The organism is Pyxidicoccus caerfyrddinensis (assembly GCF_010894405.1).
GTDB classification, from domain to species: Bacteria; Myxococcota; Myxococcia; order Myxococcales; family Myxococcaceae; genus Myxococcus; species Myxococcus caerfyrddinensis.
The window spans coordinates 54,564-74,058 of record NZ_JAAIYA010000039.1 but is presented as its reverse complement, the minus strand read 5'-3'; the positions used below and the strand labels follow the sequence as shown (position 1 = coordinate 74,058).

Here is a 19,495-nt window from a genome sequence, read left to right as displayed (position 1 = left end):
ACCCATTGCGTGGAGCCGTCAGGGGAACAGGAATCCCCTGGGGTTGCGCGGACTCATCGAGTGGCGGATGCGTGGGGCTGGGGGCGCGGCGTTCAGCCATGCGCCGCGGCGCAGACCCTGTTGCGGCCGGTGTTCTTCGCGGCGTAGAGCGCCTGGTCGCCGCGAGACAGCAGCTGCTCCAGCCCTTCGCCCGGGAGCCTCTCCGCCACCCCCACGCTGACCGTGAATGAGAGGGCCTTCCCGACCTCGGGCACCACGGCCTCCGCGAGGGATTGTCGCAGCCGCTCGGCCACTCGCAGCGCCCCTTCCGTGCCGGTCTCCGGCAGGACGATGGCGAACTCCTCGCCGCCCAGCCGCCCGAGCACGTCCACGCTGCGCAGTGCGCTCTGGCAGGTGCTCGCCAGCGTGCGGATGACCGCGTCCCCCACCGGGTGGCCATGGGTGTCGTTGATGCTCTTGAAGCGGTCGATGTCCAACATCAGCAGCGAGACCGGGCGTGTGCCGCGGCGCGCGCGGTCGAGCTCGTGCTCGGCCTGCTGCAGGAAGCTGCGCCGGTTGTGCGCCCCGGTGAGCGAGTCGCGCGTGGCCAGCACTTCCAGGTCCAGCTCCATCCGGAAGGCGCGCCGGGAGAGCCGCTCCGAGAGCGCCGCCAGGATGACGCCCGCCGTGGCCCCCGAGAGGAGGAACACGTTGACCGCGAAGAAGAAGAGGCTGCTTGCCCCGAAGACGGGCCCGAGCACGTTGACCACCGCGAGCAGGAGCGCATGGCTGGTGAGCGCCTGGCGCGGTGAGGTCGTCAGCGCCGCGAGCATCACCACCATCAGGAGCAGCGAGCCCACCGCGAGCAGCTCTCCGAAGCGCAAGCCCACCGAGAGCCGGGTCACCGACGCGGCCCCCACGCCCACTCCCGCCAGCAGCAGCAGCTCCACCCGCGCCCGGGCCGGCTCCCAGCGCGCGAGCAGGTGCAGCACGAGGTACGCCCCCACCGCCAGGAGCCGCACCGCCATGTTGCGGCCCAGCTTCTCGGGGTCGAACTGGTAGTCCAATCCCATGAAGACGAAGAACAGCGTCGCGGCCACCAGGAACGTCCAGCGCAGCTTCGCGTGGAGCTCGCTCGAGCCCCGCTCCGCGTAGCGCTGTTCCTCCTCGGTAGAGAACACCGTGTCCATCCCCATCCTTGTCGGCGAAAAACGAGGAGGCTGACGACCCGGCCGGGTGGGCACGGTCGGGTCAGTACGTGTCGTCGTCGCGGATGCTCCACTGGTCATCGCGGGTCTCCGGCTTGCCCGTGGGCCGGAGGTGCGCGAACGACAGGGTGAGCTCCACCACGAAGTCACGCGGCTGCGGTGGCTTGCCCAGATAGACGTAGCGCGTCCTGTTGCTGATGCACGCGTTCGACATCGCCACCCCCGCGGGTTCCACCCGACCGCCCGTGCCCTGACCGTCGGCGCCGAATCTAGCGCGCAACGTGTAGCGCCGGGGAGTGTCCTTCTGGCGAAGGATGGCCTCTCGGCCACAGTAGTCGTAGTCCTTCAGGTGCCGCGCCAGCCGCTGGGCGCCCCAGGCCTCGTTCGTCTGGGGCGTTCGCGGAGCGGGCTTCGCCACCACGGGTGGAGGGGTGGGCTCGGGCGCCACCGGCGGCGGCCTGGGGGGCTCCTCTGGAGGGGACAGGGGCAGAGGGCGTGTCGCCTGGGGCACGGGCGTGGCGGCGGGCCGTGGCCGTGGTGCGGGGCGCTCCAGCTCTGCCGGGGCCATGACCAGGAAGGCCACGAGCGTGCCCGCGACGCACATCACGGCACCGGTCCCGAGCGCGATGAACAGGACCGCTCGGCTCTGCCGCGCGGAAGGGGGGTGGGGGGTGGTCTGAGACGCGGTGCGTTGCGGCAGCCAGGGAGCCGGCCGCGCGGCGCCGCAATGGCCGCAGACCGGCTCTTCGGCGGGCGGCTTCAGGAAGGGAGCGCCGCAGTTGAAGCATCGGGGAGGAGTTGCCACACGGTGACTCTAGTGGTTTGGCTGACACCTGGGGCGAAGTCGTGAATCCTGCGTCGGTGGTAGCCCTGGGCTTCTCATCGCGGGGGACCGTGGGCGGAGAGCCGCACTGACGCTGGCGCGAGGCTTGCTGTTGCCTGGGGCATGCACCTGAACCGCACCCTCGCAGCCTCCCTGTTCCTCTGCGCCAGCGCGGTGGCGGCGGACCCGAAGCCGACCCAGGAGTCGAAGCCCACGGCGGCCGTCGCCTCCGCGTGTGCCCAGGTGCCCCTGTTCCAGCGCTACGCCCGGAAGGGCATGGTGGACACGCTGCCGGAAGGACACGTACGCCTGTCGGTGGTGACGGATTCGCACGGCGCGGACTGCGGCACCCCGGACTGCTACTTCACGAGCGTGAAGGCCGTGTTCCACCTGTCCACGAAGGGGGGCGACTGCCGCGTCCGGGAGGTCGAGGTGTCGACGGAGGAGGGTGGCTGCATCCCGGAGGATCAGCGCTCGCCGCCCCGGCGTGAGTCCTTCTTCACGAAGGGCGCCGTGAATCTGGCGGATCCCGAGCTCCAGAGACTCACCCTGCGCACGCGCAAGGGAGACCGCGCGCTCGTCATCCTTCCGGACAACCTCTTCTACTTCGAGGACGTGAAGGCGGGCGCTCCGCTCCACACCACGCTTCCGAGCGGTGACGTGGGGGAACCCGAGTGCTGCTGGGGTGCGTCCATCGCGGCGTCGCACTTCCTGGAGGAGGGCGCGCAGTAGCTCAAGCAGGTGTACCGAGGTCAGCGCTTGGGCATGACGTTCTTCTGGAACTCCCCCATCATGTTTCCTGGAGCCTGATAGTTACAGACCACATACGTTTCGTACCACTTGGAGCCTTTTCCCTGGGCGACAGCACAGCCGATCCTGGTGGTGCCCTTCCAGACCAGCTGCGTGAAGTGGCCAGTGGCTCCAGAGAAACCACCGCTCTTGAAGTTGTATTGGCTGATCTCGTCGTACCAGGCCTTGACGGCGGCAGTCGCGAAGCCGGACGACCCCGCTTTTGTTTCACTCCCACCCCAATAAAGATTCTCACCGTATTTGTGGTCGAGTCCTCGGTGGCCCTCGCCGAGGCCTTCATATGTCGAGACAACCTTCGCGCGGCTCTTCGCGTAGGCCACGATGGAGGGATCCACCACCAGGTTGGGAGCGCCATGCCTCGCGCGGTACTCATTGTGCAATTTCAGCAAGGCATTGTTGAGCTCGGCCGTCGTAACGTCAGCGAAGGGGTCGCGCGCGAATGCGATGGGAGAGGTGAGTAGCAGCAGGGTGAACACGACTCGATGGATACGCATGGTCTGCGGGCTCCTGGTGGCAATGGATGGCGAATCCACCCCACCGGGTTACCACACTCCTCTGCTTCTGAAGTGGCACGACGCGGCGTGCCCGCCCTCTTCCGGGCGGGCACGCCGAAGCTCAGCAGCAGTTCGACGGCTTCTGGGCGATGAGCACGATCAGCGTCACCAGGTTGAGCGCGAGCTGCGCCAGCACGACGGCCAGGTAGGCGCCTCCGGTGGTGAAGAGGCCGGCGACCATCAGGATGAGCATCGCGCAGTTGAGGGCGATGGTGTACCAGCTGCCCGTCAGCATCGCCCCGAACACCTTGCCGAGCGTCCCCCCGATGTAGAGCGCCTTGATGACCCGGATGACCGTGGAGGCGTCCGTGGTGCCCTTGGCCGCGTCCCCGACGGACTTGAGCAGCGCCGTGCTCTCCGAGATGAGGGGCCGCAGGGCGGAGACGGCCTTCGACGCCGAGAAGCCCAGCCCCACCACCGACAGCAGCAGACAGATGGAGGTCGCGGCCACCGAGATGACCCAGCCGATGCACTCGGTGTTGACGGCCAGCTCCATCCGCCCGCACTCCACGGCCCCCTGGGCGGTGTGGTGGTAGAAGACGTACTCACTCCCGACGACCTTCCCGGCGATGGTGCCCACGGGCATGCCCGAGGGGCCGTTGGCCCGGGCCAGCCCCAGGTAGAGGTTGTTGCGGAACAGGGAGCGCAGGCGGTCCTTCATCGCCCCCGGGACGGCCGCGAGCACCGGCTCGTAGGCGGCGAGGATGGAGTCGACCTGGTCGCGCGAGATCGGGCTCTGCGCGGGGTAGGGCACCTCCTCCGAGGACCAGCGGGCGGAGGGCTGGTTCCGGTTGGAGGGCTGCACCGCCGTGACCAGCGTATTGGAGACCCCGGGCGGCGGCGTCGACGCGGCGGGGGCCGTGACGACGATGGAGGGCATCGCCGTGTTGAGGAGCACCGGCGGGTTCCCGGTCACCTGGTTGGCGAGGATGGCGCCGTTCCAGGCGTAGTACGCGACGCAGCCCTCGGCGTCGCTGGGGTCCGACGCCATGTACTGCTGGACCTCGTTGGCGGAGAGCGCCCTGGACCAGAGCCCGGCCGCCTGGAGGTGGCCCTGGAAGTCATAGGCGGCCCCTCCCGCGACACTGGCATCGGGCGAGGCGCCGAACAGATAGACCGGGGCCGCCAGCGACGGGAACGTGCACGAGATGTTCATGTCGATGACGCCGTCGAGGTAGATGCTCAGCGTCGTCCCGTCGTAGGTGGCTGCCAGGTGGTGCCAGTCACCGGGGGCCAGTTGCAGGTTGTGCCCCCAACCCCCCCCGGAGGCCGCCGAGCTCAGCGAGAGCTGTAGGTTGAAGCCGGTGCCGTTCCACTCCAGCCCCATCGTGAAGCCGTAGCCGTTGTTGGGGTCCTTGCACGCGAACACCGTCCGGGACGTGGCCTGGAAGTCGGAGGGCGCATCGGCGTTGAACCACGCCTGCACGCTGAAGGGCGCGCCATTCGCCACCACCGCGAGCGCGTCGCGGGGCGAGGGCTGGACCGCCGCGTTGACCAGCCGCAGCGCCGGGGCGAGCATCACCACCTGCGCGCCTCCCAGGAAGGTGGCCGCCCCCCGGTTGTGGCCGGAGACGTCGCCGGTCGAGCCGTCGCTGAAGCTGTAGCAGGCGGCGAGGGTGGGGCCAGGCTGGGGCACGTCCCACACCGGCTGGCGCTCGCCCTCCGGCAGCGCCGTGGACCAGAACGCGACGTTGCAGAACTGTGCGTCCGTGGTGGTGCCCAGGGTGAACAGGCCGCTGGAGGCGGTGACCCGGGAGATGGAGCCTTCGAGGAGCGGCGTGCCGTTCACGGACAGCGCATAGCTGCCGGCGTTGGCACCGGTCGACTCGAAGACGAGCAGGACGTACTGCCACTGGTCGGGCAGCAGCTCGAGCTCCGAGCGCTGCGGGGTGTTCATGCCCGGGATGCTGAGCGTGAGCTGCATCCCGTGCAGCCCGATGTAATAGGACATGCCAGACATCACCAGGTAGCCGTCGTAGGCGGGCGCCCGGGGACGCAGCCAGAACCCGATGGAGTAGGACGCGCTGCCGCTCAGGTCGATGGGGGACGACGTGCCCAGCTGGATGCGCTGGCCGTAGCGCACGTCCGCTGCGCCGTACTGGTACATGGGTCTCATGGTGTGGGCTCCAGGTGCGAGGGCCCCGCTCCCGGCCGACACCGGCGGGGAGCAGGATGGCTCCCGCGCAGAGCAAGGGGCGAGCCAGCCTGTGCGCCGCGTCGTTTCCCCTGGTCCGCGCGACGCGGCCGTGGTGGCTGCGTCCTGGCGCCACGCGGGCGTGTCGAGCCAGGACGCACACCGCCCGTGCCCCCTTCGTGACGGGCGTCTTCTCCTTTTCAGGATTGGCGGAGCATCAGCAAGCTCCTGGATGACAAGGGCGCAGCCCCCACCGCACCCGGTAGGGGAAGGACAGCGTCCACTGCCGGTAGGGCACGTGCGGCAGCACCCGCTCCACGCTCAGGGTGTGTACAACTCCGCCGCCGCGAGGGGGACGTTGGTAATCCCCGCTGAAGTGAGGACCTTACCGTTGTTCAGCAGCGTCGCCGTGTGGAGCTGGCGAGCAGAGGCCATGGGAGCGGTCGCGCTATAGGTGCCCGAGGTCGGGTCGTACACCTCCGCCAACGCGACCACGCCTGTGTTCAATCCCCCCGCGACGAGGAGCTTGCCGTTGGGCAGCAGCGTCGCCGTGTGGCGGTACCGAGCAGAGGCCATGGGGGCGGCCGCGCTCCAGGTGTTGGAGGCTGGGTTGTACACCTCCGCCGCCGCGAGGGGGCTGCCGTTGAAGCCCCCCGAGACAAGGACCTTGCCGTCGGGCAGCAACGCCGCTGCGTGGTCCTCGCGTGAAGAGGCCATGGGGGCCGTCGCGCTCCAGGTGTTGGAGGCAGGGTCGTACACCTCCGCGGTCGCCAGGTGGCTGCCACTCGCGCTCAATCCCCCCGAGACGAGGACCTTGCCGTTGGGCAGCAGTGTCGCCGTATGCTGGTAACGAGCGGAGGCCATGGAGGCGGCCACGCTCCAGGTGCCCGAGGCCGGGTCGTATACCTCCACCGCCGCGAGGCCACCGCTGTCGTTGACGCCCCCCGAGACGAGGACCTTGCCGTTGTTCAGCCGCGTCGCCGTGTGCTGGCGGCGAGCAGAGGCCATGGGAGCGGTCGCGCTCCAGGTGCCCGAGGTCGGGTCATACACCTCCGCCGTCGTGAGGTAGGTACTGGATCTCCATCCTCCCGAGACGAGGACCTTGCCGTTGTCCAGCAGCGTTGCCGTGAAGAGGGTGCGATTGACGACCATGGGGGAGATCGCGCTCCAGGTGCCCGAGGTCGGGTCGTACACCTCCGCCAACGCGAGGGCCGAGCCGGCAAGGTTTTGTCCTCCCGAGACGAGAACCCTGCCGTCTTTCAGCAGCGTCGCCGTGTGGCTATAGCGAGCCGCGGCCAGGGGGGGCGTCGAGGTCCAGGTCGGGACACAGACGGGCAGCCCCGTGACAGCGAAGCTCTGGCTGACCGTCAGGTTGAACGCGTTGGTGACGGTGGCGGTGATGCTGGGCGTCGTGCTTGCCGAGACACAGGAAGGCGCCGTCCACACGACGCGGCTGGTGCTGACAGTGTTCTGCGCCGTGGCCATCGAGCCGGTGGTGGCAGTCCAGGCAAACGTCAGGGCGCTGGACTGGGGGTCCAGGGCGGTGACGTCGAAGGCCACCGTCTGGCCCGGGGAGGTGGAGGTGGCGGACTGGTAGAAATTGGTGAAGCGGGGAGCGAAGCGCTCGGTCGAGGAGGAGGTGATGCAGAGGTTGAGCGTCCCCGTGGTCTGCCCGCCGCGACCGTCCTGAACGGTGACGGAGAGTTGGCAGTTGTTGCACACCCCGGCGGGAATGGCGGAGGGGACGAAGGAGGCAGCGCTGGAGGTGGCCTGGGTCCAGGTGCCGGGGCAGGAGGAAGCCCACTGGTAGGAGAGGGCATCGCCATCGGCATCCGAGGCGTTGGCCGAGACGGCGGTGGACTGTCCGGCGTCCAGGCGGTTGAGAGAGGCCGAAACCCGGGAGACGACAGGCCCGAGGTTGAAGGAGATGTTGACGGCGGCGTTGCCGGTGGCGACGCCGGAGACGACGTTGACGGCCAGGGAGACGGAGGCGGCAGCGCCCTGGGAATCCGTCACGGTGAAGGTGAGGGTCTGGATGCCTGTGGAGGACGGCGCCGTCCAGGAGGTCGTCGCAGCGGTGGGAGCAGAGAAGGTTCCGCCGGAGGCCGTCCAGGACAGGGTCAGGGTGTCCGCGGTGTTGGGATCATGAACGGTGGCCGTCAGGGAGAGGGAGGAGCCCGCCGGGACAGAGGTGGTGGAGGCGACGACGGAATCAATGACAGGCGCTTCATTGGCGTAAGGAGGAGGTGGAGCAAGCTCTTGGAGGGTGATGGCGGCGGCGGTGGTCTGGTTGGCGGTGATGGTGATGCCGGAAGCCTCGCCCTGGAAGCGCCTGGTGCCGGAGGAGTCGAAGGCCTCGGCGAGGAAGGTGCGGTTGGCTCCAGCGGGGATGTTGCCGATGAGTCCACCCCAGGAACCGTTGGACCTGGCCAGTTCGACGGCGAGGGGCGTCATGTCGGAGGAGGAGATGGTCAGCTTCACGCGGGACACATCACTGACGGACAGGGCCCGCTGGGCAGAGGCGAGGAATTGCGCTGAGCCGGTGGGCTGAGAGGTGCAGGCTGCCAGGGAGAGCAGCAGCCCCGCGGCGGCCAAGGGGAGACGTCGACGGATGAGCATGGTTTTCCGCGTGGGCTGGTGGACGGCAGCCCAGGTCCAGGTCCTCAGTACAGGGCGCAGCAGCGCCTGGTGAATGGAATGAGCCGGCGAGCAGGAAATTGATGCGCGGGAAAAGCTCTGGAGCAGCTCTTCTTCAGGGAGTCCGCTGTGGGTTCTGGTGGGCAGAAGCCCATCGGGAGTTACAGGGAAGGAGCCCCAAGATTTTCTGCATCACGCAGCGGCTCGCTGGCTCTAGCGAGTTGCGGCATTCTCAGAGCAGGATGCTCGAGCGCAGGTTCGGGGGGCTTATGGAAGACGACGCATTGGGGACACCCGCGGCATTGCCAGAGGAGACGCCGTGGGCGCTCGCGCAGCATCTTGCTGCTCAGGGCTTGCCGCTCTCCGCCGTGCGCGAGCGGCTGTTGCAGGCAGGCCTGCCGTCCGATGACGTGACGACGCTGCTCCGCGCGCTGCAGCTGAAGTCATCGGCGGCCCAGGCGCCCATCGACCACGACGCTGGCCTCCTGGCGGGGATGGCGAAGGCCGGGGTGGGCGTCGCCACCGTCCTCCTCACCCAGCGCGTTTCCGGTCGCACGGGCAAGCTGATGCTCGACGGCCTCCTGCAAGTCACGGCCAGCGTCATGCAGGAAGGGCTGGCTGAAACGCGCGTCGTGCCAGCGCAGCCGGAGCCGGCTCCCTCGGAGCCGGTTTCCTTCGAGGTGACCGACGGCTCGCCACGCTGTCAGGTGCACCCGAGGCTCCCCTCGGCGGGCACCTGCCCGCGCTGCGGTGTTCCAACGTGTCACTCGTGCGCTCCGACGAAGGGCTTCGGCGGCACCGAGTTCTGCGCTGCGTGTGAACGGCTACCCGCGGTGCACGAGCCCCGGGTGAAGACGGCGGCTCGCCGCCTCGCGGCGACGGTTTTCGCGGAGGCCGTGCTCCTCACGGCACTCATGGTCGTCGCGCCGATCCTCGGCCCAGGTCCGGGCTCGGGGTGGGGTTCCGTTCACTACGGGGTGGCGCTGGGGCTTCCATTCGTCGTGCTGGGAAGCGTGCAGTGGTTCGTACGCCACCCGTGGCCAGGAGCGGTCGGCGCCGCCGGCTCGGGCGTACTGGTGCTCACCAGCCTCTCCGTCGCTTCGGATGCGGTGTCCGTGGAACTACTCGCGCTCCTGCTGGCGCCGATGGTCGCGATGCTCTTCGCGCTCGAGCGGCTGACCACACGGCGGAAGGCAGCGAAAGAGAGCAGGCCCGTTTCGGGCATGACAGGCACTTCAGCGCCTCACGCAGTCGCTCCGCCAGCTCCCTGACAGAGCCATGAGGGACACGCCTGCCCGGGCAGCCCACCCAACCGCTTGTGCGCTCCTGTCCCGCGTCCCATGCTGAGTGACATGAGCGACTCCAGCTGCCAGCGCATCCTGGGCGGAGGTGGGGCCGCGGCCGCGCGCCGCGCCTTCCTCGCGAAGGCGTGCGCCGTCGCCGCTGCCGAGCGGCCCGGTCTCGCCATCATGGCGGACGAGGCGCGCTTCGCGCTCAGCGTGGAGCAGCCCGCCGGGCGGCTGAGCGTGCCGCTCGCGGAGCTCTACGAGGACGGCCGCGCGCTCCCCGCGGAGGAGCGGGACGCTGCGCTACGTGAAGGGCTCCGCGCGCTGCTGCCCTGAGACGCTCACCCGTTACATCGAGCACGCGCGGCGCGGATGCGGCCCAGGTTCTCCTCCATCCAATAGGCGAACCCCTCACCAGGAGCGGAGCTCACCGCCTCCGGGATGGAGTCCCGTCGTTCCCGGTGAGTTCCATGATGAAGGGAAGCTTCAGCAGCAGCCCCACCTGCGCATTCTCCCGGAGCCGCCGCTCGCCCCGCTCGTACACGGCGTGGAAGCTCGCGTAGGCGGTCACATAGGCGATGGTCAGCAGGCCGCGTACCTGGAAGCCGCCGCCGAGCTGGCCCCGGCGCAGCTCCCCCAACAACCCCAGGTCCAGCCCCAGCGGCCCCCACCCCACCTCCGGGCCCAGGCTGATGCGCGTGGCCCGGTTGGGCAGCGACTGCACCAGGTCCGCGTAGCCCCCGAGCCAGATGAAGTCCCGGCCGCGGAGCTTCACCATGCTCGCCTCGAGGCCCACCACCGGGTACGTGTCCCCCTGGGGAAGGATTTCGTGCTGGTCCGCGGACTCGTCACCGCCGAAACCCAGGTTGAGCCCGAGGGAAAGGTAGCGCCCCTCGAGCGGCGCCGTCGCGAGCTGGAACGGCTCCGCGCGTGACGCCCGCCGCCCGCGCCCCGCCGCCAGGCCCTCCGAGGAGACCAGTCCCACTCCGCTCACGGCCAGCGCCAACAGGAGAGACGCCGCGCTCCGCGCACGGAGCCACGACTTCGAATCAGCGGAAGAGCCCATGCCCGCATGATGCCGGCCCACCCGAGCCGGACGCCATCCCCCCTGCCTGCCCCAGCCAGGGTCCCACCGCACCCCAACCTTCGTGGCGCCACAGATTCGAAAGACTCGCGAACAGCTCCCTCGTCCACCACCGCGTGTGACGCGCCCGCCAGTTCCAGCGGGTGGGAAATCGAAGTGTACCGCTGACCGGCCACGAGCAGCGCCTGACGCCTCCCCTCAACCCGTCTTCCATCCGCCCATGTGCCCCAACGTATGCAATTGCCACTCTGTGGCATCAACTTGCGGCAGGCTGATATCGTTTCAACGCAGTCCTCTCTCCGAAAGGCTGGTCACCATGTCGAAGTGGCTTGCAGTCACCCTGGGCGCGGTCATTGGACTCGGCATTGGCGTCTCCCCCATTGCGATGGCGGAAGAGCCAGACACCGCGGGCTATGCGGGGCCCTGCTACCTGCACCTGATTTGTGACAACGGCGGCTCCGTCAGTTGCTCCGGCCAGTATGAATGCGACTACCGGTCGGACGCTCCGGGCGCTCCGGGTTGGGTCCGGTGTGATGGCGCCGGTTACTCCTGCGCCGGGGACTCCTGGTAACAGCCGTGAGAGCCCCCCGTGTCGTGCGGTCCTGCTCGGGGGGCTCGCTGCGTGTCACTCGGTGGATTGAAGCGTCACGTGCCTCCGAGGCCTGTTCACCGGGCCGCGGCCTCCGAATGCTCCGGGAGCCCGAGGCGGATGGCCAGGGGCCGGCAGCCCGCGTCGGACCCGGTGGGCGGGGCCCAGGCGCCGAGCGCGTGGTAGAGCCGACCCTCGCGCCGCTCCAGGTAGAGAATCATGTTGAGCGGCCAGCCCGTGCCCTGGAACAGGTGCCGGTCCATGGGCGTGGGCTCCTGGCTCACCCGCAGGCCGCGCTCGTGGGGCGGCCCGATGTGGTGCCAGTCCGGGTGCAGGTGGATGGAGCCGAGCACCTCCAGCCCCTCCGCCTCCGCCTCGGTGGTGATGCGCATCATCTCTCGGGGCTCGCACCAGAAGCCCCGCCGCCCGTTGGCGTAGCAGGCGCCAAAGCGGGGGATGATGGTGGCGTCGAACTCCTGGAGCACGGTGTCGTCCGTCTCGCGGATGTTGGCGGCGAAGCGGACGCGCTCCACCCGCATCGCGTCACCGACGAAGCGCCCCAGCAGGACAGCCCAGCTCCGGGGCGGTAGCTCCGGGGTGCACGTCGTGTACTCGCGGAGGCAGTCCCCGAGGAAGTCCGACAGCACGGCCGGGTCCAGCAGCACGGCGTCCGGGCTCATTCCTTGCCCTCGGGCGTGGGCGTGCGCAGGCGTCCCGCGGCGCGATCATCGTGGAGCTGGGTGATGAGGTGGCGGGCCACGCGCTCCTCGAAGGCCGCGGTGGAGTCCGGCGTCCAGGTGTAGAAGCCCTGTCCTGTCTTCAGGCCCAGCTCGCCGCGCTCCACCTTCTGGGAGAGCACCGGCGGCACCGGGCGGCCCGAGCCCTTGAGGATGGCGGTGACGAGGTCCAGCCCCGCGAGGTCCAGCCGGTCGAAGACGCCGGAGACACCCAGGCGCCGCCCGAGTCCCTGGGTGAGCACGCGGTCCACCATCTCCGGCGTGGCCACGCCCTCCTGCACCAGCCGGATGGCCTCGCCGATGAGCGCCTGTTGCAGGCGCGGGCCCACCGAGCCGGGCACGTCCCTGGCGAACACCACGGGCGCCTTGCCCAGTTCTTCGAGAAAGCGCCTCGTGCGCTCCACGGCTTCGGGCGAGGTCTTCTCGCCGGGGATGACGTCCACGAGCGGGATGAGGTGCGCCGGCAGGTAGTAGTGCGCGGAGAGGACGCGCTCGGGGCGCGTGCAGTCGCGGGCAATGGCCGTCACGCTGAGCGCCGTGGTGTTGGAGGCGAGGAGGGTGTCCGGTGCCGCGAGCCGGTCCAGCTCCCGGAAGACCTCCTGCTTGAGCGCGAGGTCCTCGGGGACGGACTCGATGACCAGGTCCTGGTCCACGGCGGCCTCGGCGAGCACGGTGGTGCGGCGGATGCGCCCGAGCGCCGCGGAGGCGCGCTCCGGGGAGAGCAGCCCCGTCTCCACCAGCAGCGCCGCGTCCCGCTCCAGCTTCACCCGCGCCCGCTCACTGCTTTCGGAGCGCGTGTTGTACAGCACCACCTGCCGGCCGGCGGTGGCGAGCTCGAGCGCGATGCCGCACCCCATCGCTCCACCACCGACGACGCCAATCCGCATCAACCGCTTGGGTGTCATGCGGCGCAGCGTGGCCGTGCCCGCGCTTCGGAGCAATCACTTGAAGGGCTGCTGCAAATGTTCATGCATTCGCGCGAGGCGAGCCGGGAGCCGCGCGGACTCCCCGTGTCACGCGCGCCGCGTTGGCGCACGGAGTCATGACGCCGGGAGCTCCAGATGAGGAAATGCCCTCCCCGCTCGGACGGGCGGCAGGGGAGGGCGTTTCAGACGCCGTGTCTACGCAGAGGCGATGCTCTCAGGGCGTGTAGAGCTCCGCGGAGGAGACGTACGTCTTGTTGTAGCCGTAGCCCCCCGAGATGAAGACCTGGCCAGAGGGAAGCAGGGTGGCGGTGGAGTTGGCTCGCGCCAGGGCCATGGAGCTGACGGAGGACCAGGTGCTGGTGGTCGGGTCGTACAGCTCTGCGGAGGCGAGGACGCCAGATGGATCATTGTCTCCCCCCGCGACGAGCACCTTGCCAGAGGGGAGCAGGATGGCGCGGGGAGCCGTTCGACCCGTGCCCATGTAGGTGGTCGAGGACCAGGAGTTGGTGGCCGGGTCATACAACTGCGCGTAGGCGCGGGAGATGATGTACCAGCCTCCTACGGTGAGCACCTTGCCGGAGGGGAGCCGGATGGCGGTGTGGAGGGTGAGGGTCGTACTCAGAGAGCCGGCGGAGGACCAGGAGTTGGTGGCCGGGTCGTACAGCTCCGTGGAGGAGAGGAGGCTTCCATTGGAGCCCCCCGCGACGAGCACCTTGCCGGAGGAGAGCAGGGTGGCGGTGTGATCGAAGCGGGCCGAGGCCATGGGCGCGACGGAGGACCAGGAGTTGGTGGCCGGGTCATACAGTTCCACGGACGAGGTCGCGCTGCTGCCATTGGAGCCTCCCACGACGAGCACCTTGCCGGAGGAGAGTGAGGTGGCGGTGTGACTGCTGCGGGCCGAGGCCATGGGGGCAGCGGAAGACCAGGAGTTGGTGGCCGGGTCATACAACTCCGAAGAGGCGAGCGCGCCACTGGGATTGGAGCCTCCCGTGACGAGCACCTTGCCGGAGGAGAGTGGGATGGCGGTGTGACTGCTGCGGGCCGAGGCCATGGGGGCAGCGGAGGACCAGGAGTTGGTAGCCGGGTCATACAACTCCGAAGAGGAGAGAGCGCCGCTGGCATTGGAGCCCCCCGCGACGAGCACCTTGCCGGAGGAGAGCAGGGTGGAGGTGGGGTAGCGGCGGCCCACGGCCATCGTGCCTGCGGCCGACCATCCGCTGGCCGCACACGCCGACAGCCCGGAGACCCCGAAGGACCTGGTGGCTGAGAGGCCGTAGGCGTTGGTGACGACAGCTGTGACAGAGGGGGAGACACCCGCCTGTGCGCACGAAGGCGCCGTCCACACGACATGGCTGGTGCTGGCGGTGTTCTGCGCTGTGGCCAGCATGCCGGTATTGGCAGTCCAAACAAACGTCAGGGAGCTGGCCTGCGCGTCCATGGCGGTGACGTCAAAGGCAACCGTCTGGCCAGGGGAGGTGGCGGTGGCGGACTGGTAGAAGTTGGTGAAGCTTGGAGGGAAGCGCTCGAGGGAGGAGGCGGCGATGCAGAGGGAGAGGGCGCCCGTCGTCTGCCCCCCTCGGCCGTCTTGGAGGGTGACGGTGAGACGGCAGTTGTTACAGGCGCTGGCCGGCACGGAGGAAGGGACGAAAGAGGCAGCGCTGGAGGTGGCGTTCGTCCAGGTGCCGGGGCAGGAGGACGTCCACAGGTAGGAGAGGGAATCGCCATCGGCATCGGAGGCAAGGGCGGAGACGGAGGTGGACTGCCCGGCGTCGAGACGGTTGAGGGAGGCGGAAACCTTGGAGACGACGGGCCAGAGATTGAATGAAACGTTGAGGGAGGCATCGCCGGTGGTGGTGCCGGAAATGACGTTGACGGTGAGGGAGACGGAGACGGCGGCCCCCTGGGAGTCCGTCACGGTGAGGGTGAGGGTCTGGACGCCGGTGGAGGCAGGCGCTGTCCAGGAGGTGGTGGCCGCGGAGGGCGCGGAGAAGGTGCCGCCGGAGGCCGTCCAGGCCAGGGTGAGGGTGTCACCGGGGTTGGGGTCATGAACCGTGGCGGTGAGGGCGAGGGAGGAGCCAGTCTGGACGGAGGTGGTGGAGGCGACGAGGGAGTCGATGACGGGCGCCTCATTTCCATAGGGAGGCGGAGGAGGAGTCTCCTGGAGGGTGATGGCCACCGCGACGGTCTGGTTGTCGGTGATGGTGACGCCTGCCGTCTGGCCTTGGAAGCGAAGGGTGCCGGAGGAGTCGAAGGCCTCGGCGAGGAGGGAGCGGTTGGCGCCGGCGGGGAGGTTGCCGATGAGACCGCCCCAGGAGGCGTTGGATTTGGCCAACTCAACGACACGGGAAGGCGTGTCGGAGGCGGAGACGGTCACCTTGACTCGAGCGATGTCGTTGGAGGAGAGGGCCTGTTGGACGGAGGCGGCAAATTGGACGGAGCCAGTCGGCTGGGAAGTGCAAGCCGCAAGGGAGAGCAGCAGGGCAGCGAGTGAGGCGAGACGTCTGTGTATTTTCAAGGCTTGTCCTTCAGGGGAGAGTTTGAGGGTCAGGGATCGGTGTATGTGGCTCATGAGCCGTCGCAGTCAGCAATGCGCGGCCTTGCTCCGTGCCACACCGATGTGAAGAGCCAACCGGGCGGGAAATGATGCAGAAAATCGTGACCGTGTGAGGTTCTACGCCGTCGTGAAAGCTGGCTGGCCCCGCTGCGGCCGCACTTGCAAATCCCCGCCAACGCGCCGGCGACGTATGCCGCCCCGCGGCGCACCATGGTAGACATCCTGAAGGTCCAGCAGACCCTGGCGTCCTACGCGGCCCTGCGCGGGGCGCACGACATGCTCCGCGCACGGCTCCTGTCGCTGGGTGGAGATGAACGCTTGCAGACCGAGGATCTCATCGCTCGCATCCCCGCGGCAGTCTTGCCCTACTACTGCTGAGATGGGCGCTCGCACCGGTGGGGCGTCCCTTCCACCGGCGCGGGTTCCAAGGGGAATCAGCTGGCCTTGCGCTGCGGGAAGACATCCCTGTGCCGGGCAATCCAGGCATGGGCCTCTTCGACGGTCGGCACGAACACCGTCTCGAAGGTCGTCTTGCCGGTGAAGAGCAGGGCCAGGGCGATGGCCTTCCCGAAGGTGCGCTGGACCATGTTCGCGCCCACGTAGATGGCGGCGTGGAACCACTCGGAGCGGCCGTGTTCGGAGAGGTACCTGCGGCCGGCCGTGTCCAGCTGGGAGCGGCCGACGTCGACGATGCAGAAGTATTGCCCGCGGCGCTCGTAGTGGCCCCTGTAGAGCTGCAGCGCGCACATCACCTCTTCCAGGGAGATGAGGCCATTGAAGGTCGCCACCAGGGTGTCTGGCGGCTCGAAATGGACGTGGTGCGCGCCGAACTTCACCTCTTCCTGATGCATGTCGTCCCCCGGGAGTCAGCGATGGCGCGCGCGGTCAGCGCCCGCCTTCTCAGAACGCGGCACCCACCGGATTCTTTGCGCGGGTGCCCTGCGGGGCTGTTCTCTCCACGACATGCACAGGGATTGCGCGAATCGGGGGAGGGCGACGCCTGAGCGCCGTCCTCCCGATCCCGTGGCGGCTGCCGCGCAACAACGGCATCCGCCGACGTGCCTACGGGTAGGTGTCCAGGTATGCGCGGTGGCTGTTGGAGAACTCGAAGTTGGTGAACTTGTCCCAGTTGATGGACCAGGTCATCAGCCCCTTGAACCCGGGGTAGCCCGCCGGGTTGCGCAGGACGTAGGCGCCGCCGAAGGACTGGCCCTTGATGAGGTAGTCCAGCGCCTTCTGCACGTTGGCCGGCGTCGTGTACCCGCCGCCCGCCGCCTGGGGCGAGGAGGGCAGGCCAATCAGGACCTGCTCGGGCCGAAGCGCCGGGAACATCGCGCTGGTGTTGCCTCCCACCGGGAAGCCGCGCAGGAGCATCTCCGCCATGGCCACGTGGAAGTCAGAGGTGCCCTGCGCGTAGGCCCGGCCATCCAGCGCCGTCACCGTCCCGGTGTTGTAGTGCTGCACGTGCAGGTAGGTCAGCCGGTCGCGCAGCGCATGGATGACGGGCAGGTAGGCGCCCCAGGGCCCGCCGTAGGCGGCCATACCACCCTGCACATAGGCCGTCTCGGGCGCCATGGTGAGGATGAAGCTCGCGCCGTTGCGGTCGAGGAGCTGCCGCGTGGCCTGGATGAGGTTGAGGATTCGCGGCGTGGTGGGATTCCGGAAGTCGGTGTCCCCGCCGTTGAGCGACAGCGAGCTGCCTTCCAGGTCCAGGTCCAGGCCGTCAAAGCCATACGTGTCGATGAGTGACTGCATGCTGGTGACGAAGCTCTGCCGGGCGGTGGCGTCATCCAGGTGCACCGTTCCATTCGCGCCGCCGATGGAGATGAGCACCTTCTTGCCCTGGCTCTTCAGGAGGGCGATGTCCGCCTTGAAGTCGGCGACCGTCGCGTTGTACGGCGAGAACGTCATGTTGCCCGCGCCCCCCACCGGCTCTGCGAACGCGACCTGGATGACGTTGAACTTCGGAGACACCTCGCGCAGCCGGATGTTGGTCGAGCCGTTGTCGAAGTTGTGCCAGTAGCCCACGAGAATCTTGCTGCCCGACGGCTGGGTGCCGCTCGTCGTCGCGGACACGGTGTTGCTCGCCACCGAGCGGTTTCCGGCCGCGTCCCGCGCCTTCGCGGTGAACGTGTACGTGGTGTTCGCCGCAAGGCCCGCGACGGTGACGCTGGTGGCGCCCGCGGTGCTCGCGGACGCAGCCGCGCCACCGTTGACGAAGACCTCGTAGCCGGTGACGCCCACGTTGTCCGTGGACGCGTTCCACGCCAGGGAGACGCTGCTGCTGGTGACGCCCGTGGAGCGCAGGCTGCCCGGAGCGGTGGGAGCCTGGGTGTCGGGGGGCGGCCGGGCGGGCGTGGTGGTGCTGTACGCGGCGCTGGCCGCCGAGCGGTTTCCGGCCGCATCCCGAGCCTTCACGGTGAAGGTGTACGTGGTGTTCTCCGCCAGGCCCGTCACGGTGACGCTCGTGGCACCCGAGGTGCTGGCGGACGCGGAAGTGCCGCCGTTGACGAAGACCTCGTAGCCGGTGACGCCCACGTTGTCCGTGGACGCGCCCCAGGTCAGCGAGACGCTGTCATACGTCTTCGCCGGAGAGGTGGGCTGGGACGGCGTGGAGGGCGCCTGGGTATCCACCGGCGGCGGGCCCGACCGCTCCAGCCACAGCGCCAGGACGTTGGGCGGCTCCCACCCGGGCAGGGACGTGTGGGACTGGCGGCAGTCATAGGCCTTGCCTGCATACGAGGCGATGTCGCCCGTGACATAGGCGACGTAGGGCGCCCACTCCCCGCGGTCCGCGGCGGAGGCCGGCGTGGGGAGCAGGGACAGCAACAGGGTGGCGAGGACCACCAGGGCGGAGAAGCCCACCCGGTGGAGGTGACGGAGAGGCGGCATGAGGGTTGCCTTTCAGGAACGGTGAGGTGCCCGCGCAAAGAGAGCGACGAGGCCCGCCTTTCGGGTCAAACCCCCTGAAACGAAGCGGGGGAGGGCGACGCCTGAGCGCCGTCCTCCCCCGGGTGCCCCACCCGGTCGCGAAACACCTCGGTGATGATCTCCGCCTCGAAGGAGCGGGAGACGCCCACCTCACGAAAGGCGAGCCGCTGCACCCCGGATGAAGCTCCAGTCGTGAGCAGCAGGAGCAGGGCGCTCCCGACGAGTCTGACCACACCACGCGTGACGGCGGACATCCGGAGCACCGTACAGCAGAGCGCACGTGCTGAGTGCCTGGCGCAATGAGGATACGCCTCGAGCGCGCTGCTCAGGGCAGGCTGGAGGACCAGCCACCATCCACGGGGTAGGCGCCGCCGGTGCAGTAGCTGCTGTCATCGCTGGCGAGGAAGAGGTTCAGCCGGGCGACCTCCTCGTTGGAGGCGAAGCGCTTGAGGGGCACGCGCCCGGCGACCCATTCCCGGATCGCGGCCTCGTTGCCGGCGCCCAGCGTCCGCTCCACATTGGTCATCATGTCGTTGTCGACGGGGCCCGGGCACACCGCGTTGACCCGGATGCGGTGGGGCGCGCCGTCAATCGCGGCCGCGCGAGCGAGACCCACGACGGCGTGCTTGCTGGTTACATACGGCGAGGAGATTCCCATCCCACCGAGGCCTCCCGCCGAGGAGGTGAGGATGATGCTGCCGCCGCCGCGCTTCTGCAGCTCGGGGAACGCGTACTTGATGGCCAGCCACGTACCGCGCACGTTGATGGCCATCACCGAGTCGAAGGACTCCACGGGGATGTCGGAGATGGGGCGGAACTCCCCCTGGATGCCCGCGTTGCTCACCAGGATGTCGAGCCCGCCGTGGCGCTCCACCGCTTCACGGAGGTAGCGCTGGGTGTCCTCGACCTGGGAGACATCCGCCACGGTGTAGCTGACGTGTTCCTGATTGATCGCCTGCACCGTCTTGCGGAGCTTCTCCTCGTTTCGGCCCACCACCATGACCCGGGCGCCCTCCTGGGCGAAGAGCGCGGCCGTCGCCGCTCCGATGCCACTGCCGCCGCCGGTGATGACCGCGACCTTGTCCTGCAACCGCTTCATGATGTGCTCCCTCTCGAGGCGGCTGGTGCTCCAGCCGCTGCGGATACTAGGGAGCGCGCGTGAGTTGCACTAGTACCCGAGGTGCTGACGCGGCGATGCTCACGGTGCGGATTTCTCGCGAGCGGAAGCCCATTGCGGGAACAC

The 19,495-nt window shown here is 68.9% G+C and carries 17 protein-coding genes; 5 read left to right on the top strand and 12 right to left on the bottom strand.

Annotated features, from left to right (window positions below; genetic code table 11):
- Nucleotides 1–92 precede the first annotated feature (92 nt).
- Both G4D86_RS48510 and G4D86_RS54095 read right to left on the bottom strand, forming a co-directional pair.
- A complete protein-coding gene (locus G4D86_RS48510; protein ID WP_164002358.1) occupies nucleotides 93–1,169 on the bottom strand; it encodes a GGDEF domain-containing protein in 1,077 nt (358 codons plus the stop codon).
- 61 nt (nucleotides 1,170–1,230) lie between these two features.
- A complete protein-coding gene (locus G4D86_RS54095) occupies nucleotides 1,231–1,794 on the bottom strand; it encodes a hypothetical protein (RefSeq protein ID WP_164002357.1) in 564 nt (187 codons plus the stop codon).
- 339 nt (nucleotides 1,795–2,133) lie between these two features.
- On the opposite strand from G4D86_RS54095, the gene G4D86_RS48500 reads away from it, so the two are divergent.
- Nucleotides 2,134–2,742 carry a hypothetical protein gene (locus G4D86_RS48500; protein ID WP_164002356.1) on the top strand — a complete coding sequence of 203 codons (609 nt, stop codon included), beginning with the start codon at nucleotides 2,134–2,136 and terminating at the stop codon, nucleotides 2,740–2,742.
- Between the two features lie 20 nt (nucleotides 2,743–2,762).
- Here the strand turns inward: G4D86_RS48500 and G4D86_RS48495 are convergent, their stop codons facing one another.
- The 3 genes from G4D86_RS48495 to G4D86_RS48480 all read right to left on the bottom strand — a co-directional run bounded on the left by G4D86_RS48495 (nucleotide 2,763) and on the right by G4D86_RS48480 (nucleotide 8,127).
- Entirely contained in the window at nucleotides 2,763–3,314 is a 552-nt protein-coding gene (locus G4D86_RS48495; RefSeq protein ID WP_164002355.1) for a CAP family protein, read from the bottom strand.
- A gap of 121 nt (nucleotides 3,315–3,435) precedes the next feature.
- Nucleotides 3,436–5,490, bottom strand: coding sequence for a LamG domain-containing protein (locus G4D86_RS48490; RefSeq protein ID WP_240360908.1), 2,055 nt, complete (start codon nucleotides 5,488–5,490; stop codon nucleotides 3,436–3,438).
- 339 nt (nucleotides 5,491–5,829) lie between these two features.
- Nucleotides 5,830–8,127 carry a Kelch repeat-containing protein gene (locus G4D86_RS48480; RefSeq protein WP_164002354.1) on the bottom strand — a complete coding sequence of 766 codons (2,298 nt, stop codon included), beginning with the start codon at nucleotides 8,125–8,127 and terminating at the stop codon, nucleotides 5,830–5,832.
- A gap of 260 nt (nucleotides 8,128–8,387) precedes the next feature.
- Here G4D86_RS48480 and G4D86_RS48475 point away from each other — a divergent pair, with 260 nt between their 5' ends.
- The gene (locus G4D86_RS48475) at nucleotides 8,388–9,416 is read left to right on the top strand and encodes a zinc ribbon domain-containing protein (RefSeq protein WP_164002353.1); all 1,029 of its coding nucleotides are present in this window, start codon (nucleotides 8,388–8,390) and stop codon (nucleotides 9,414–9,416) included.
- 81 nt (nucleotides 9,417–9,497) lie between these two features.
- Nucleotides 9,498–9,767: a hypothetical protein gene (locus G4D86_RS48470; protein ID WP_164002352.1), complete on the top strand. Its 270-nt coding sequence runs from the start codon at nucleotides 9,498–9,500 to the stop codon at nucleotides 9,765–9,767.
- Between the two features lie 91 nt (nucleotides 9,768–9,858).
- On the opposite strand, the gene G4D86_RS48465 is transcribed toward G4D86_RS48470, so the two are convergent.
- Entirely contained in the window at nucleotides 9,859–10,425 is a 567-nt protein-coding gene (locus tag G4D86_RS48465; protein ID WP_164002351.1) for a hypothetical protein, read from the bottom strand.
- A gap of 406 nt (nucleotides 10,426–10,831) precedes the next feature.
- On the opposite strand from G4D86_RS48465, the gene G4D86_RS48460 reads away from it, so the two are divergent.
- A complete protein-coding gene (locus tag G4D86_RS48460; RefSeq protein WP_164002350.1) occupies nucleotides 10,832–11,086 on the top strand; it encodes a hypothetical protein in 255 nt (84 codons plus the stop codon).
- Nucleotides 11,087–11,181: 95 nt separating this feature from the next.
- On the opposite strand, the gene G4D86_RS48455 is transcribed toward G4D86_RS48460, so the two are convergent.
- The 3 genes from G4D86_RS48455 to G4D86_RS48445 form a co-directional block, all read right to left on the bottom strand.
- Nucleotides 11,182–11,784 carry an MPN domain-containing protein gene (locus G4D86_RS48455; protein WP_164002349.1) on the bottom strand — a complete coding sequence of 201 codons (603 nt, stop codon included), beginning with the start codon at nucleotides 11,782–11,784 and terminating at the stop codon, nucleotides 11,182–11,184.
- Nucleotides 11,781–12,782, bottom strand: coding sequence for a 3-hydroxyacyl-CoA dehydrogenase family protein (locus G4D86_RS48450; RefSeq protein ID WP_240360907.1), 1,002 nt, complete (start codon nucleotides 12,780–12,782; stop codon nucleotides 11,781–11,783). The genes G4D86_RS48455 and G4D86_RS48450 overlap by 4 nt, the downstream gene beginning before the upstream one ends.
- A gap of 199 nt (nucleotides 12,783–12,981) precedes the next feature.
- Nucleotides 12,982–15,336 (bottom strand): Kelch repeat-containing protein, encoded by a 2,355-nt coding sequence (locus G4D86_RS48445; protein WP_164002348.1) that lies wholly within the window; start codon nucleotides 15,334–15,336, stop codon nucleotides 12,982–12,984.
- 195 nt (nucleotides 15,337–15,531) lie between these two features.
- Here G4D86_RS48445 and G4D86_RS52420 point away from each other — a divergent pair, with 195 nt between their 5' ends.
- Complete coding sequence (locus G4D86_RS52420; protein WP_205520391.1) at nucleotides 15,532–15,699, top strand: hypothetical protein; 168 nt, start codon at nucleotides 15,532–15,534, stop codon at nucleotides 15,697–15,699.
- A gap of 56 nt (nucleotides 15,700–15,755) precedes the next feature.
- On the opposite strand, the gene G4D86_RS48440 is transcribed toward G4D86_RS52420, so the two are convergent.
- The 3 genes from G4D86_RS48440 to G4D86_RS48430 form a co-directional block, all read right to left on the bottom strand.
- Nucleotides 15,756–16,172: an STAS/SEC14 domain-containing protein gene (locus G4D86_RS48440; protein WP_164002347.1), complete on the bottom strand. Its 417-nt coding sequence runs from the start codon at nucleotides 16,170–16,172 to the stop codon at nucleotides 15,756–15,758.
- 211 nt (nucleotides 16,173–16,383) lie between these two features.
- Complete coding sequence (locus G4D86_RS48435; RefSeq protein WP_164002346.1) at nucleotides 16,384–18,213, bottom strand: fibronectin type III domain-containing protein; 1,830 nt, start codon at nucleotides 18,211–18,213, stop codon at nucleotides 16,384–16,386.
- Nucleotides 18,214–18,577: 364 nt separating this feature from the next.
- Nucleotides 18,578–19,351 carry an SDR family NAD(P)-dependent oxidoreductase gene (locus tag G4D86_RS48430; protein WP_164002345.1) on the bottom strand — a complete coding sequence of 258 codons (774 nt, stop codon included), beginning with the start codon at nucleotides 19,349–19,351 and terminating at the stop codon, nucleotides 18,578–18,580.
- Nucleotides 19,352–19,495 lie beyond the last annotated feature (144 nt).